General features: G+C 67.6%; 7 protein-coding genes. All 7 read left to right on the forward strand.

The features are described from left to right. Positions 1 to 17 precede the first annotated feature (17 nt). The 7 genes from WS57_RS23665 (at position 18) to WS57_RS23695 (ending at position 14,697) form a co-directional block, all read left to right on the forward strand. The gene (locus tag WS57_RS23665) at positions 18 to 8,495 is read left to right on the forward strand and encodes an Ig-like domain-containing protein (protein ID WP_167361738.1); all 8,478 of its coding nucleotides are present in this window, start codon (positions 18 to 20) and stop codon (positions 8,493 to 8,495) included. Further along, complete coding sequence (locus tag WS57_RS23670) at positions 8,492 to 8,986, forward strand: hypothetical protein (protein ID WP_040127010.1); 495 nt, start codon at positions 8,492 to 8,494, stop codon at positions 8,984 to 8,986. Before WS57_RS23665 ends, WS57_RS23670 begins: the two co-directional genes overlap by 4 nt. A gap of 72 nt (positions 8,987 to 9,058) precedes the next feature. Then, positions 9,059 to 9,880: an outer membrane lipoprotein-sorting protein gene (locus WS57_RS23675; RefSeq protein WP_069244910.1), complete on the forward strand. Its 822-nt coding sequence runs from the start codon at positions 9,059 to 9,061 to the stop codon at positions 9,878 to 9,880. Positions 9,881 to 9,903: 23 nt separating this feature from the next. Continuing rightward, entirely contained in the window at positions 9,904 to 10,734 is an 831-nt protein-coding gene (locus WS57_RS23680; protein ID WP_059514376.1) for a hypothetical protein, read from the forward strand. Next, the gene (locus WS57_RS23685) at positions 10,731 to 12,440 is read left to right on the forward strand and encodes a c-type cytochrome (protein ID WP_069244911.1); all 1,710 of its coding nucleotides are present in this window, start codon (positions 10,731 to 10,733) and stop codon (positions 12,438 to 12,440) included. Before WS57_RS23680 ends, WS57_RS23685 begins: the two co-directional genes overlap by 4 nt. A gap of 153 nt (positions 12,441 to 12,593) precedes the next feature. Next, positions 12,594 to 13,982, forward strand: coding sequence for a cytochrome C (locus tag WS57_RS23690; RefSeq protein WP_081337659.1), 1,389 nt, complete (start codon positions 12,594 to 12,596; stop codon positions 13,980 to 13,982). Between the two features lie 43 nt (positions 13,983 to 14,025). Then, the gene (locus WS57_RS23695; RefSeq protein WP_009688150.1) at positions 14,026 to 14,697 is read left to right on the forward strand and encodes a c-type cytochrome; all 672 of its coding nucleotides are present in this window, start codon (positions 14,026 to 14,028) and stop codon (positions 14,695 to 14,697) included. Positions 14,698 to 14,792: the final 95 nt, after the last annotated feature.

Consider the following 14,792-nt stretch of genomic DNA (forward strand, 5'->3'; position numbering starts at 1 on the left):
GGGCGGGGAGAACGGCGATGAGAACCACCAAACTCACGATGACCCTGCTGGGCCTGTTCAAGGCCGGGGTCGCGGCATCGATGCTGCTGGCGGCAGGCGAGGCCTGTTTCGCGCAGTCGGTCGTCAATCTGACGGCGAAGGCCTCCGTGGCGGTGCTGCCCGACGGCCAGTCCGTGCCGATGTGGGGCTACAGCTGCACGCCGGCCGCCGTCGCGGCCGCGCCGACCACCAACGCGACCTGCGCGGCGGCGAATCCCGGCGCAGGCGCGAACTGGTCGCCGGTCGTGGTCACGGTCCCGGCGGGCCAGCTGCAGATCAACCTGACGAACAACCTGCCCGCGCCCGTGCCGACGTCGCTCGTGCTCGTCGGGCAGCTCGGCGGCGGTCTCGGCAATGCGCCGACCACGACGCCGAGCCCCGTGCATCCGACCCAGACCGCCACGACCTGGCCGATCGTCACCGCGACGTCGAACGCGCCGCTGGCGTCGTTCGTGCCGCCCGCGCAGGGGCCGCGCGTCCAGTCGTTCGGGACCGAGGTCGCGCCGTCGACCGATCCGAAATCGCATACCGCGCTGACCTGGCCGAACCTGAAGCCGGGCACCTATCTGCTCGAGTCGGGCACGCACCCGTCGATCCAGGGGCCGATGGGCCTGTACGGCGTGCTGGTCGTGACGAGCCCGGCCGTGGCCAGCTCGACCTGCGCATCGACGAAGCAGGCCTATCCCCATACGGCGTCGTGCTACGACGCCGACGTGCCGCTCGTGATGAGCGAGATCGATCCGGTGCAGAACGCCGCGGTCGCCGCGGCCGTCGCGACGAAGGGCTTCAGCGAAACCGCCGCGTGGTCGGGGCAGCCCGGCGGATGCGGCGATTCGAAGTCCGCATCGTTCGGCACCTGCTACCCGCCGGTCGTCAATTACGATCCGCGCTATTTCCTGATCAACGGCGTCGCGTTCGATCGCACCAACCCGAACGCATCGGCCTTCCCGCCGAGCGCGAACGTGCCCGCGCAGACCGGGCAGATCCTCGTACGACTGGTGAACGCGGGGCTGCGCATGCACGTTCCGGCCGTGGTGGGCGCGCAGACCGGCAACCCGGCCGTGCCGGGCGTGACGCTCGTTGCCGAAGACGGCAACGTGCTGCCCGGGCGTCCGCGCATCCAGAATTCCGTGTTCATGGCCGCGGGCAAGACCTACGACATACTGGTGAACGCGCCGGCCGCGGCCGCGATGCCCGTGTACGACCGTGAACTGAGCCTGTCGACGAACAACCAGCGCGACGGCGGGATGCAGGCCTATATCGCCGTGAACAACGCGGAGCCGTCGGCGACCGCGGGCATCGGCGAGACGCCGACCGCCACGGGCACCAACTACTACTTCGTGCCGGGCACGACGCTGAGCGTGTCCGATCCGGCCAAGGGCGTGATCGCCGCGGATTCCGGCGTGTATGGCGTGAAGGTGAAGACGCCGCCGGCCAGCGGCACGCTGACGCTGAATACGGACGGTACGTTTACCTATCTGTCGAGCAGCATGGCGAACGACAGTTTCGTCTATCAGTCGACCAACGGCGCGCCGCCGGTGACGGCGAAGGTCACCTTGACCGCCTGTACGACCGGCAACCACTGCCTGTCGGTGCCGAGCGCCGGCAATGCCGCGTTCTCGAGCAACATCGCGTCGCAGCTGCAGGTCGGCGCGCCCGGCGTGCTGGCCAGCGCGAGCGATCCGGCCGGCTTGCCGCTCACCGCGCAGATCGTCGCCTCGAGCGCGACGAACGGCACCGTGACGCTCAACGCGGACGGCTCGTTTACCGCCGTGCCGACGGCCCCGCCGATGGGCGGCGCCGCGCAGACGATGACGTTCCAGTACAAGGTCACCAATACGCAGAACCAGACGAGCCCGAATGCCGGGACCGTGACGCTGACGTTCAACCCGGGCAGCGGCCTCGTCGTGAACGTGATGGACGCGCCCAGCATGCAGCCGGACGCGGTGGCGCCGAACAAGATGGTCAGGCTGACCGACTATCGGTGGATCATCGAGGAAGACCGCACGATGCAGATCGATCCGGCCTGCCAGGTGAATGCCGCGTCGGGAAGGCCGGCGAATTGTCCGCCGCTGCCGGTCCCGAGCCTCGGTACGAATTTCCATACGAGCTACATGCCGGTGGTTGCGTCCGGGTGCGTCGGCACCGTCGCGTGCGAATCGGGCCAGACGGTGTTCGACCCGGTGCACAACACGCACGTGCCGGCCGTCTGCGACGTGGGCAACGGCGCGTGCCGCACCGGTGCGAACGTGTCGCAGCAGACGCCGGTCGACCCGAAATACGTGGCGCTCGATCCGACCAAGCACTACTACATCTCCATCCTGCCGGGCGATGCCGGCAATACGTTCGTGAACGGCGGCGGCGTGTCGCCCGACGGCAAGCGCCAGTTCAGCATCGCGCTCGACTGCCCGTCGGGCCCGAGCGGCGCGGATTTCGCGCCGGGCACCGGCAAGTGCGGGCACGGCATGGGCGGCGCGACGATTTCGCCCGCGCAGATCGCGGCCGCGAAGGCGGGGCAGACGGGAAGCGGGCAGGCCGGGCAGCTCAACGTGCTGCTGACGGAAACGCCGTACCAGACCGCCAAGCTGTCGGTGTTCGTGTTCGAGGACGACGCGCCGCTGAACGGCGAAGTCGACGTCAGCGGCGGCACCGATGCGTTCGGCACCGCGCGCGAACCGGGCCTCGGCGGCTTCGAGATCAAGCTGTGGGACGACGCCGGCGGCACCGGCGACCCGACCGGGCAGATGACCTACGACATGTTCAACATGCCGCTGTCGAATTCGCTGCAGGGCACGATCGATCCGTCGACCGGGCTCAACGCATGTCCGATTTCGTCGGCGACCGACGGCCTGGTCGGCATGATCCCGACCTGCCCGAAGTACGAATCGGACGGCAAGACGCTGTCGCCGCTCGTCGGCCAGGCCATCATCGCGAACCTGATGCCGGGCCGCTACGGCGTGATCGCGACGCCCGCCGCCGACCGGATCGGCCGCGGCGAGGAGTGGCTGCAGACCAACACGCTCGACGGCCAGAAGGCGCATGACGCGTTCATCAAGATCGGCGGCCCCGCGTACTTCCAGGAGTTCGGGCCGGCGGGCTATCACGTGTCGATCGGCTTCGCGAATCCGAAGACCATCAACGCGCGCAGGACCAACGCGGCGAAGACGGGCATCTGCGACACGGGCCCGTGCCCGAACACGGTGAAGGGGCGCGTGACGAACCTGCACTACAGCCGCCCGCCGAACGAGAACCTGTACAGCAGCGGGTCGCACGATGCGCTGTCGTTTTCGCAATGCTACGTGAGCGTCGGCGATCCCGACGGCGAGGACTACGGCTTCACGAAGTGCGACAGCGAGGGTCGCTTCAGCATCAGCGGGCTGCCCAGCGGCACGACGCGCATCACGGTGTTCGACCAGTGGAACGACCAGATCGTCGACGGGCTGGCCCGCGCGACGCAGCTTCCCGCGGCCGACGGCAGCACGACGGTCGATCTCGGCGACGTGTCCGTGCTGCAGTGGCAGACCAACCTCTACACGCGGACCTTCATCGACCTGCACGGCGACGGCATCTCGCATCCGGACGATCCCGGCATCGCGCTGGCGTCGACCAACATGCGGTTCCGCGACGGCAGCTATTCGAACTTCAACACGACGGATGCGAACGGTTATGCGCCGTTCAACGAAATCTTCCCGTTGTTCAACTGGTATGTGGTGGACGACGACATGACGCGCTACAAAACCAGCGGCACGCACGTCGTGTACGACGCGGGCGGGCCGGTCGACGGGACCGGCAAGGCGGGCAGCGGGAATTCGACGATTGCGGCGAATTTCGCGAACACGGTCGAAACCGTGCCGCTGCCGTCGAACCTGCAGGTGCCGGGCGCGCGCTACTGCGCGGACGCCGACTGCGCATCGACGGGCACGGGCTCGACCGGCCGGGTCGATCCGCCGTGGGTCACGTCGGAGGCATGGCAGGGCTTCTCCGGCCAGAGCTCGTTCATCGAATTCGGCAAGGCGCCGTTTGCGAAGGGCGAGAACGGCGGGATTCGCGGCGAGGTGATCTATGCGTCGACGCGGCCGTTCGACGATCCGACGCTGCTGATCCACACCAAGTGGACGCCCAACGTGCCGAACGTGACGGTGAACCTGTACCAGGAGGGCACGGCCACGGACGGCACCACCAACCTGACGCTCGTCGATACGACCAAGACCTCGAGCTGGGACGACTGGGCGCAGGGCTTCCGCGCGGACGGCAACCCGAACATGAACTGCCCGGGGCAGAACACGAGCGATCCGTTCTTCTTCACGTTGAAGAACAGCACGAACTGGCTCGATCCGCAGCATCGCCAGCTGCCGGCGAATGCGCAGTACAAGTGCTACGACGGCATGCATGTGTTCAATCAGATCCAGCCTGCGCCGTTCGACGGGATGTACAAGTTCCCGAGCGTGACGGCGACCGATTCGAGCGGCAAGCCGGTCGCGTCGAACTGCAAGATCTGCGTCGGCAAGAACCCGGTCGACGGCACGCCGATGCTGCCGCCCGGCAAGTACGTGGTCGAAATCATCGTGCCGCCCGGCTACGAGCTGGTGAAGGAGGAGGACAAGAACATCCTGATTGGCGACAACTACATCGCGCCGGTCACGCAGCAGTTCGCCGGCATCGGTGCGGTCTTCATCCTGCCCGACCAGGCCGCGGTCAACTCGACCTACAACCAGAACAACGCGCAGAACCCGACGACCGACCTCGGCTCGACGCCGCATGCGGAAGGCGACACGGGCAGCGTCGAACGCTTCTGGCCGTGCGTGGGCGAGCTGCGCATCGTGCCCGACTACATCAGCCTGTTCCCGGGCTCGAAGGAAGTCGCACCGTTCGCGGGCGCGTCGCGCCACCTGTGCGACCGCAAGGAAGTCGTGCTGACGGACGAGGAATCGGTGCTCGCGAAGTTCTGGATCTTCAGCTCGACGCACGTGGCCGCGCACTATACGGGCTTCATGCTCGACGACTTCTCGTCGGAGTTCGACCCGTACTCGCCGCAGTTCGGCGAAAAGTTCGCGGTGCCGAACGTGCCGGTGTCGTTCAAGGACTTCTCCGGCAATGAAATCTCGCGCACGTATTCCGATCAATGGGGCATCTACAACGGACTGACCTACTCGACCTGGGAAGTGAACCCGCCGAACCCGACCGGCTATGCGCCGACGATGATGGTGACCTGCATGAACGATCCGGGCCCGATTCCCGATCCGACTCATCCCGGCAAGATGATCGCCGATCCGATGTACAACCCGGCGTACAGCCAGTTCTGTTACGAGATTCCGTTCATGCCCGGGCAGACGCAGTACATGGACACGCCGGTCGTGCCGGTGCAGTCGTTCGCGGACGGCTACAACCAGCCCGACTGCGCGTATCCGGACGCGACGCCGGCGATCTCGAGCGTCACCGGGGATCCGCTTCCCGGCGGCGGGACGGGGCCGTGGGTCAGCATGCCGAACCATCAGCTGACGATCAACGCGCTCGGCGATCAGCAGGTGCCGAACCATGCGTACACGGGACCGAGCCAGACCAGCGCGCCGTTCAACCAGAAGTTCATCACGCGGCACTACGGATTCGGCTCGACGCAGGGCAAGGGCAAGGTGACGATTGCCGGTGTCACCGCGCCGGTCGTGTCGTGGAGCGATTCGAAGATCGTCGTGAAGGTGCCCGACCTGAGTCTGCCGCTCGGTCCCGGCGGCGCGGCGGCGTCGAGCTGCACGATTCGCCAGATGGGTGCGCCGGCGGCGCAGTGCGGCGAACTCGTGATCTCGACCGACAGCGACAAGCACTCGATCGATACGGTGACGGTCACGATCGGCGGCAAGCAGCCGACCTACGTCAGCGGCGAGAACGGCGCGAACAACGCGATCCAGAGCGCGATCGACAACGCGAGCGCGGGCGACATGATCGTCGTCGGTCCCGGTACGTACAACGAAATGCTGGTGATGTGGAAGCCCGTGCGGCTGCAGGGCGTCGGCGCGCCGTCGGTGACGGTGAACGCGAACACCCATCCGTCGGGCAAGCTCGAACCGTGGCGCCGGCTGGTGGACTGCCTGTTCGGCACGTCGCTGGACGGCGGATTGATGACGGCCACGTACGACCCGTCGAAACCGGTTTCGCCGACCAACAACCCGTACGATCCGTCCGGGACCTACCAGTGCTCGAAGCTGATGCAGGGGCACGCGGACCCGATCCCGCTCGAACCGACCGTGGGCTGGGACAGCACGCTGAACGGCAACCTCGGCGAACTGCTGATGGAGCCGTCGCTGATGGGCGCCTATGAAGGCGCGGGCATCACGGTGGTCGGCAAGGGCGTGCGGCCGAGCGCGAACTGCACGGCGAACGGCATCTGCACGCCGCTGACCGCGCGGGACTGCACGACGGATCCGTCCAACCCGAACTACAGCAACTTCCTGTGCAACCCGTCGCGCATCGACGGCATCACGTTCACCAACAGCTCGCAAGGCGGCGGCGGGATCTTCCTGCACGGCTGGAACCACTATACGGAGGTATCGAACAACCGCGTGACGAGCAACGCCGGCACGCTCACGGGCGGCATCACGGTCGGACAGGTCGAGGTGCCGGACGGGACGATCGCCGCGGACGGCGTGACGCAGCTGGCGTACATGTACAACACGCACGTCAACGTCCACCACAACGCGGTGACGTCGAACGCGTCGTACGGCGACGAGATCAATTCGACCACGCCGTCTTCGGCGGGCGGCGTGACCTTCTGCTCGGGTTCCGACTACTACCATTTCAACTACAACTGGGTATGCGGCAACATCAGCAGCGGTGACGGCGGCGGCGTCGCGCACTTCGGCTTCAGCTACGACGGCGACCTGTCGCACAACGTCGTGCTGTTCAACCAGAGCACCAACCCGACGTTGCCGACGTACGGCGGCGGCATGATCGCGGAGGGCGTGCCGCCCGACGGCACGTTCTGCGAGAACTCGACGGTCGACGTCGATTGCGCGCCGCAGCTGTCCGACGGGGTCGGCCCGAACCTCGTGATCGACGGCAACCTGATCATGGGCAACACGGCCGAAAGCGGCAAGGGCGGCGGCCTGCGGCTGCAGGGCGTCAACGGTACCGATGTGCAGCGCAGTCTCGCCAATCCGGGCAGGTGGTACCAGGTCAGCGTGATCAACAACATCATCGCGGACAACGTGGCGGGCTGGTCCGGCGGCGGCGTCTCGCTGCAGGATGCGGTGCGCGTGCAGTTCGTCAACAACACGGTGATTGCGAACGATGCGACGGCGTCGGCGGGCGTGCTCTTCAATACGCCGGCCGCGTCGCAGTCGAACGTGCCGCCGCCGGGATGCACGAGCAGCCCGAACAGTCCGGACCCGACCTGCAGCAGCTTCATCGAGACGTCGACGCCGCAGCCGGCCGGCCTGGAGACCGCGTCGCACACGCAGAACCTGATGACGGCGTTCGTGCCGCCGGCGGGCTTCAAGGGGCAGGTGACGTGCCCCGCGGGCGAGCCGAACTGCACGAAGTTCTCGAACCCGGTCCTGACCAACAACGTGTTCTGGCAGAACCGCTCGTTCTACATCTCGGTGAGTTCGCAGCCGAACCCGAACATCCCGGGCGTGCAGAACGCGGTCACGCTGAACCCGGTGCTGAACCAGACGGGCCACGCGACGGGCTTCTGCGTGACGGGCGGCCAGACGCCGCCGATGTACTGGGATATCGGCGCGTACGGCGACACCGGGCCGGGCAATCACCAGTCGGGGCTGACGATGAATCCGCAGCATTCGATCCTGACGAGCACGGCCGGCTATGCCGCGGACAACCTCGGCGCAAACCCGCAGACGGTGAGCCAGTACTGCAACGGCTCGCGCGTGCCGCCGGAAGCCGGTGGCAACGGCTTCGCCGTGCCGCCCGGGATCGCCGACGCGGTGCTGCCGAATCCGCTGTTCGGCCTGATGCCGACGGCCACGCCCGATGAAGGCAACCAGTGGATCAACATGTCGTACGGCCCGCTGTCGCTGGTCAACGAGGCGCTGCCGGCCGGCAGCTCGGGTTCGAGGGTGATGCTGGGCAACTATTCGATCCAGTCCACGTCGCCGGCGATCGGCGCGGCCACGGCGAACGGTGCGCCGCGTCACGACATCTTCGGGACGCCGCGGCCCCAGCCGCACGGCTACGACATCGGCGCGGTCGAGTTCGTCGGGATCGGCCTGCCCGGGCTGCTGCCCAGCAGCCAGATCGACCCGCTCGCGCTGGGCAGCCAGTCGTCGCTGCTGGCCGGCATCCTCGCGCCGAACGTCCCGCAGGTTGGGCCGGCGGTCGTTGCGCCGGTCGTGCCGCCGGTCGTTGCTCCGGTCGTCGCGCCAGTTGTCGCGCCGGCTTCTGCGCCGACCGGCCTGCTCAACACGGTAAGCGGCGCGCTGAAGCCGGTCACGGGGACGCTGCCATGAAGCACTCGACCTTTCACACCATAGCGGCGGCGCTGCTCGCCGGCGCCGCATGCGTCGCCACGGTCCGGCCCGCGCCGGCCGTGGCCGGCGAAGGCGCGCCGGCCGCTCGCCGGCACTCGCCGTACCAGCCGGTGAGCCTGCCGCGACAGGCGCGTGCGTACTATCGGCTGGCCCGGGGCATCGACGATCTGCACGTGCGCAGCACGGCGTCCGGCAACCTGATTCGCTTCAGCTATCGCGTCGCCGATCCGCGCAAGGCCCGGCTGCTCGCCGACAATCGGGCGACCGCCTATCTGTACGGCGAGGCGAGCCATGCGATGCTCGTCGTGCCGACCATGGACCAGGTCGGTGCGCTGCGGCAGACCGGCAATCTCGAGGTCGGTCAGGAGTACTGGATGGTGTTTTCGAACAAGGGCAATCCGATCAAGCGCGGCGACCGCGTCAGCGTGCTGATCGGTTCGCTGCACATCGACGGGCTGGTGGTCGAGTAATCACATCCCCCATCTGCGCGGCCGGCCGGACCGGGGGAAAACCGATGGCCGGCCTCGCGAGGAGAAGAAATCATGAATCGGGTTCTTTTCAAGTCGATCTCGGCGGCCTGCGCCGCCGCTTTCCTGACTTGTGGCCAGGCAGCCCTTGCTGCCTCGGCGGCGGGGAATGCCCAGGCGGCATCGGCGTCGCACATGGGCGTCGCGCAGATCGTCGAGCGCAACGTCGCGGCGCGCGGCGGGCTGCAGGCGTGGCGTGCGATTTCGACGATGAAGATGACGGGCGAGCTTGACGCGGGCGGCAAGAAGAACGTCAGGCTGCCGTTTACGCTGACGCTGAAGCGGCCGCACAAGAGCCGGCTCGAGATCCAGTTCGAGCAGCGCACGGCGCTGCAGGTGTACGACGGCTCGAGGGGCTGGCTCGTGCGGCCGTATCTCGGGCGCAACGACGTCGAACCGTATACGCCCGCGCAACTGAAGTCGGCCGCCGACTCCGCCGAGCTCGACGGGCCGCTGATCGACTACGCGAGCAAGGGCACCACGATCGAGGCGCTCGGCACCGAACAGGTGGAAGGGCATCGCGCGTACGTGCTGAAGCTGACGATGAAGGACGGCGCGCAGCGGCGCGTGTGGATCGACGCGTCGAGCTTCCTCGAACTGAAGATCGACGGCGAGCCGCGCGTGCTGGACGGCCGCACGCATAGCGTCGCGGTGTTCTATCGCGAGTATCGGAAGGAAAACGGCCTGGTCATTCCGCATACGATGGAGACCGTCGTGAGCGGCGTGAAGGCGACGCACCGGATCACGATCGAGCACGTCGCCCTGAACGAGGCGGCCGACGACGCGCTGTTCGGCAAGCCGCCGATCAGCTTCGCGACGCACGTCACGAGCCGCTGAAACCACGCACGGGGGCGAACATCATGAGCCGAATCGGGGCCTGGATACTGGCCGGCTGCGTCGCGGCCGCGTTGTGCGCGTGCGGGCAGGTGCCGGGGCAGGGGCTCGGCGCGGACCAGATCGTCGAGAAGAACGTCGCGGCGCGCGGCGGGCTCGATGCGTGGCGCAAGGTCCAGACGATGGTCTGGTTCGGTCACGTGGACAGCGCGAACGCGCCGGTGCAGGGCATGCCGTTCGTCCTCGCGCTGAAGCGGCCGAACAAGACGCGTTTCGAGATCACCGTGATGAACCAGAAGGCGGTGCGCATGTTCGACGGCCGCGAAGGCTGGAAGCAGGGCGCGAACGGCGGCAGCGCGAGCATGCGGCCGTACACGGTCGACGAGGCGCGTTCCGCGAGCGACGAACAGGTGATCGACGGTCCGTTGATCGACCATGGCGCGAAGGGCGTCGGCGTCACGCTCGACGGCGTCGACCAGGTCGACGGACACGAGGCTTACCGCCTGGCGCTGAAGCTGCCGTCCGGTGCGGTCCGGCATCTGTGGATCGACAGCCGGAGCTTCCTCGACGTGAAGATCGACCGCGAGGTGCGCGGCCCGCACGGTCCCGTCACGGTGGAGGCGCGCTACGGCGACTACCGGCGCGTCGGCGAGCTGCAGATCCCGTTCCGGATCGAGAGCGGGGCGGCTTCGTCGGCGCACAAGGATGTGCTCGTCATCGACAAGGTCACGCTGAACCCGCCGCTCGACGACGCGATCTTCACGCGGCCGCCGTCGTCCGGGCGCCGCCCCGTTGCGATCGATGCCGACGCGGCGCCCGTGCCGTCGGGCGTCGGCCGGCCGATGCCGCGACCATGAACGCGATCGGGGCGCGGCTGCGTGACCGCGCGGCGGCTCGCGTGATCGCGTCACGCAGCGTGCCGCTGCGCTGGCTGCTGCTGGCGGCACTATGCGCGTGCGTGCGCACCGCGGTCTGCGCCGACGGGGTGGCGCAGACCGCGCCGGTCGATGCAGGCGCAGCGATCTTCGAGCGCGGGGTGCTCGGCTCGGGCGCACCGCTCGAAGCCGTGCACCAGGACGGCGTGCGCCTGCACGGCGCGGCCGCCGCCTGCATCAACTGCCATCGGCGCAGCGGGCTCGGATCGAAGGAGGGCAACAACACGATTCCGCCGATCACCTGGCGCTATCTCGTGCATCCGCGCGCGCAGACCGCCGAGGATCTCGATATTCCGTTCGTGCCCGGCATGCGCGTCGATCGCGAGCCGTACACCGAGGCGACGCTGGCGCGCGCCGTGCGCGACGGCATCGACGCGGACGGCAAGCCGCTCGGCAGGCTGATGCCGCAGTATGCGCTGAGCGATGCGGACATGGCCGCGCTGAGCGGATACCTGAAGCGGCTCGACGCGCGCAGGCCGGCGGGCGTCACGGACACGGTGCTGCACTTCGCGACGATCATCACCCCCGACGCGGACCCGGTGAAACGGGCCGGCATGCTCGACGTGCTGCAGCACTATTTCGCCGACAAGAACGCGTTTCCGATCGGCGCGACGCCGCCGCTGCGCGCGACGCGCAAGATGATGTTCATGGTCAATCGCCGCTGGGAGCTGCACGTGTGGCAGCTCACAGGGCCGCCCGACACCTGGCGGGCGCAGCTGGCGCAATTTCTCGCGCGACAGCCGGTGCTGGCCGTCGTGTCGGGGCTCGGCGGCAGGAACTGGGCGCCCGTTCACGACTTCTGCGAAGAGGCGGCGGTGCCGTGCCTGTTTCCGAACGTCGAAGTCCCGGTGGGCACCGATCACGATTTCTATTCGGTGTACTTCTCGCGCGGCGTGCTGCTCGAATCGGACCTGATCGCGAAGCGGATCGAGGACGAGCTCGGCGCCCGGCCGGCGTCGAAGACGGCGAAGACGGCGACGACGGTATGGCAGGTCTTTCGGGCCGGCGACAACGGCGAGCGCGGCGCGCAGGCGCTGGCGGCCGCGCTGAAGACGCGCGGCATCGCGGTGTCGAATCGCGCGCTCGCGCCCGGCGCACGCGTCGCCGACGCCCTGCGCCGGATCCCGCGCGGCGACGTGCTCGTGCTGTGGCTGAGGCCGCCCGACCTCGCGGCGCTCGATCGCGTGCCGCCGACGTCCGACCTGGTCTTCATGTCGGGGCTGGTGGGCGGACTCGACGACGCGCCGCTGCCGCCCGAGTGGCGCGGCGTGACGCGCATCGCATACCCGTTCGACCTGCCGGCGGCCCGGCGCGTGCGCGTCGACTACGCATTCGGATGGTTCGCGATCCGGCAGATTCCGATCGTCGCCCCGCAGGTGCAGGCGGATACGTATCTCGCGTGCGGGCTGCTTGCCGAGACGCTGAGCCATCTGGTGGATGCGTTCGTGCGCGAGTATCTGGTCGAGCGCGTCGAGGACATGCTCGAACGCCGCATCCTGACCGGCTACTACCCGCGCCTGACGCTTGCGCCCGGGCAGCGCTTTGCGTCGAAGGGCGGCTATATCGTCCGGTTCGCCGGCGCGGACCGGACGACGGTTCGCGCGGACGGCGACTGGGTCGTTCCCTGAGCCGGCCCGCGCACAGATTGAGTAGGTGTCTGACCATGCAAGGAGGAGGGTGCCCCATGTCGGCTTGCATCGGCGGATCGCACAATGAAGACATCACCCGCCGCTCTGCGCTTGCGTCGGCGCGTGACGACATTCGGTGTGGGGGAAACAGCCATGAGCACCTCTCTGGCCGGCCATGACGCACGTCATCGCCGGATGCGTTTCGCGTGGATGGCCGTGCTTGCGGCGCTCGTCCTGTTTCAGGCGTCCGTCGCGCACGCGCTGCCGGTCTTTGCCCGACAGACCGGGCAGAGCTGCGTCGCGTGCCATGCCGGCGGACAGTTTCCGGAACTGACGCCGTACGGGCGCATGTTCAAGCTGAACGGCTATACGCTCGGCGAACGCACGATTCCGCTTGCCGCGATGGCGGTCGGCGATCTGACCAAGACGCGCTTCAACAGCGACGCGAGCGGCAACCCGGTCAGCCCGAAGGACGGCCTGCCGATCTTCGACTTCGCGAGCGTGTTCCTCGCCGGGAAGATCACCGACCATCTCGGCGGCTTCGCGCAGTTCACCTACATTGCCCATGATCATCAGGACCCGAACGGACGATGGAAAGGCCACTGGACGTCCGACAATACCGACTTTCGCTTCGTGGACCGGATCATGACGCCGGCGAACGACCTGATCGTCGGCGTGACGGTGCACAACAACCCGACCGTGCAGGACGTGTTCAACACCGCGCCGGCATGGGGCTATCCGTACATCTCGTCGACCATCAGCCCGGTTGCGAAGATCCCGAACCTTCCCGTGCTCGAAAGCGGCTCGCTCGCGACGCAGGCGGTCGGCACGGGCGCCTACGTGTACTGGAACAAGCTGCTGTACGCGGAGCTGACCGCCTACAGCACCGCGGACGGCATCTGGTCGTTCCTGAGCCACGGGAACAACGAGGGAAACCCGAATCACCCGCAGATCTATCTGCGCGGCTACAACCCGTATGCGCGCATCGCGCTGACCCACGACTGGGGGCCGCATAGCGTGATGGTCGGCGCGTTCGGCTTCAGCGTCGACGTCTATCCGAACGACGCGAACAATTTCCCGATTTTCGGGACCGGTGTCACGCGTTTTCGAGACTATGGTCTCGATGCGCAATACCAGTACCTGCTGGAGCCGCACACGATCACGGCCCAGGCGCGCTACGTCCGCGAGAACATTCACGACCCGAACAATTTCGTCGTGAGCGACAACACGTCGGCGAACCTGAATTCGCTGCGGCTCAAGGCGTCGTACGTCTACCAGGCCAAGTATGGCGTCAGCCTGTCGTTCTTCAACACGACGGGTACCGCCGACAGCACGGCCTACGCGGCGAGCGCGAACTTCCATCCGAATACGCAGGGATGGACTCCGGAGATATTCTGGATTCCGGATCAACATATTCGCGTCGGCATCCAGTACACGCACTTCACCAAGTTCCTCGGCGCGACGACCAACTACGACGGCAACGGACGCAATGCCAGGGACAACGACACGCTGTTCGTCTATCTATGGATCGCGTCGTTCTGACATCCGGCGGGACGACGGACGTTGCGACAGGGAGAGCACTGAAATGAACAAGGTCGCCCATTTCGCTTCGCTTGCGCTGGTGCTGGCGGCATCGGGTTGTCACGACCTCGAGCGATCGCGCGAAGTCGACAATCCGGCCGTGTCGGGCAAGACCATCGCGCTGCAGGTGTGCTCGAACTGTCACGGCGCGACCGGCGTGTCGGTATCGCCGATGTTTCCGAAGCTTGCCGGACAGGGCAAGGAATACCTCGTCGATCAACTGACGGATTTCAAGCATCACGCGCGCGCCGATCCGAACGCGAAGCGGTTCATGTGGGGCTTCACGCATCTGACCGACGCGCAGATCGACGAGCTGGCGACTTATTTCTCGAGCCAGACGCCGACGCTCGGCGAGGGCGGCGATCGGGTGCTCCTTGACGCGGGCCGGGCGATCTTCATGTCGGGACTGCCGGACAAGGGCGTCGCCGCCTGCGCCGGATGCCACGGCCAGCATGGCGAGGGGCTGAGCGGGTTCCCGCGCCTCGCGGGCCAGCACGCGGACTACGTGATCAAGCAGCTGCGGGTGTTCCGCGAGACCGATACGCGGCCGCGCGGCGCCGTGATGAAGTCGGTATGCGCGAACATGTCCGAGCAGGACATGCGCGCGGTCGCGGCTTTCGTCGAAGCGTTTCCGGCGGGCGGCGACGCACCGGCGAGTCCGCCGGCCCGTGAATGAACTGACGCCGGTCGAACCGCCGCGCGCGCGCACCGCCAGGCCGCACCGGCCGCAGCCGCGCCCGGCGCACCGGCCGGAATCGTTTCGGTGCACCG

The organism is Burkholderia pseudomultivorans (assembly GCF_001718415.1).
GTDB classification, from domain to species: domain Bacteria; phylum Pseudomonadota; class Gammaproteobacteria; order Burkholderiales; family Burkholderiaceae; genus Burkholderia; species Burkholderia pseudomultivorans_A.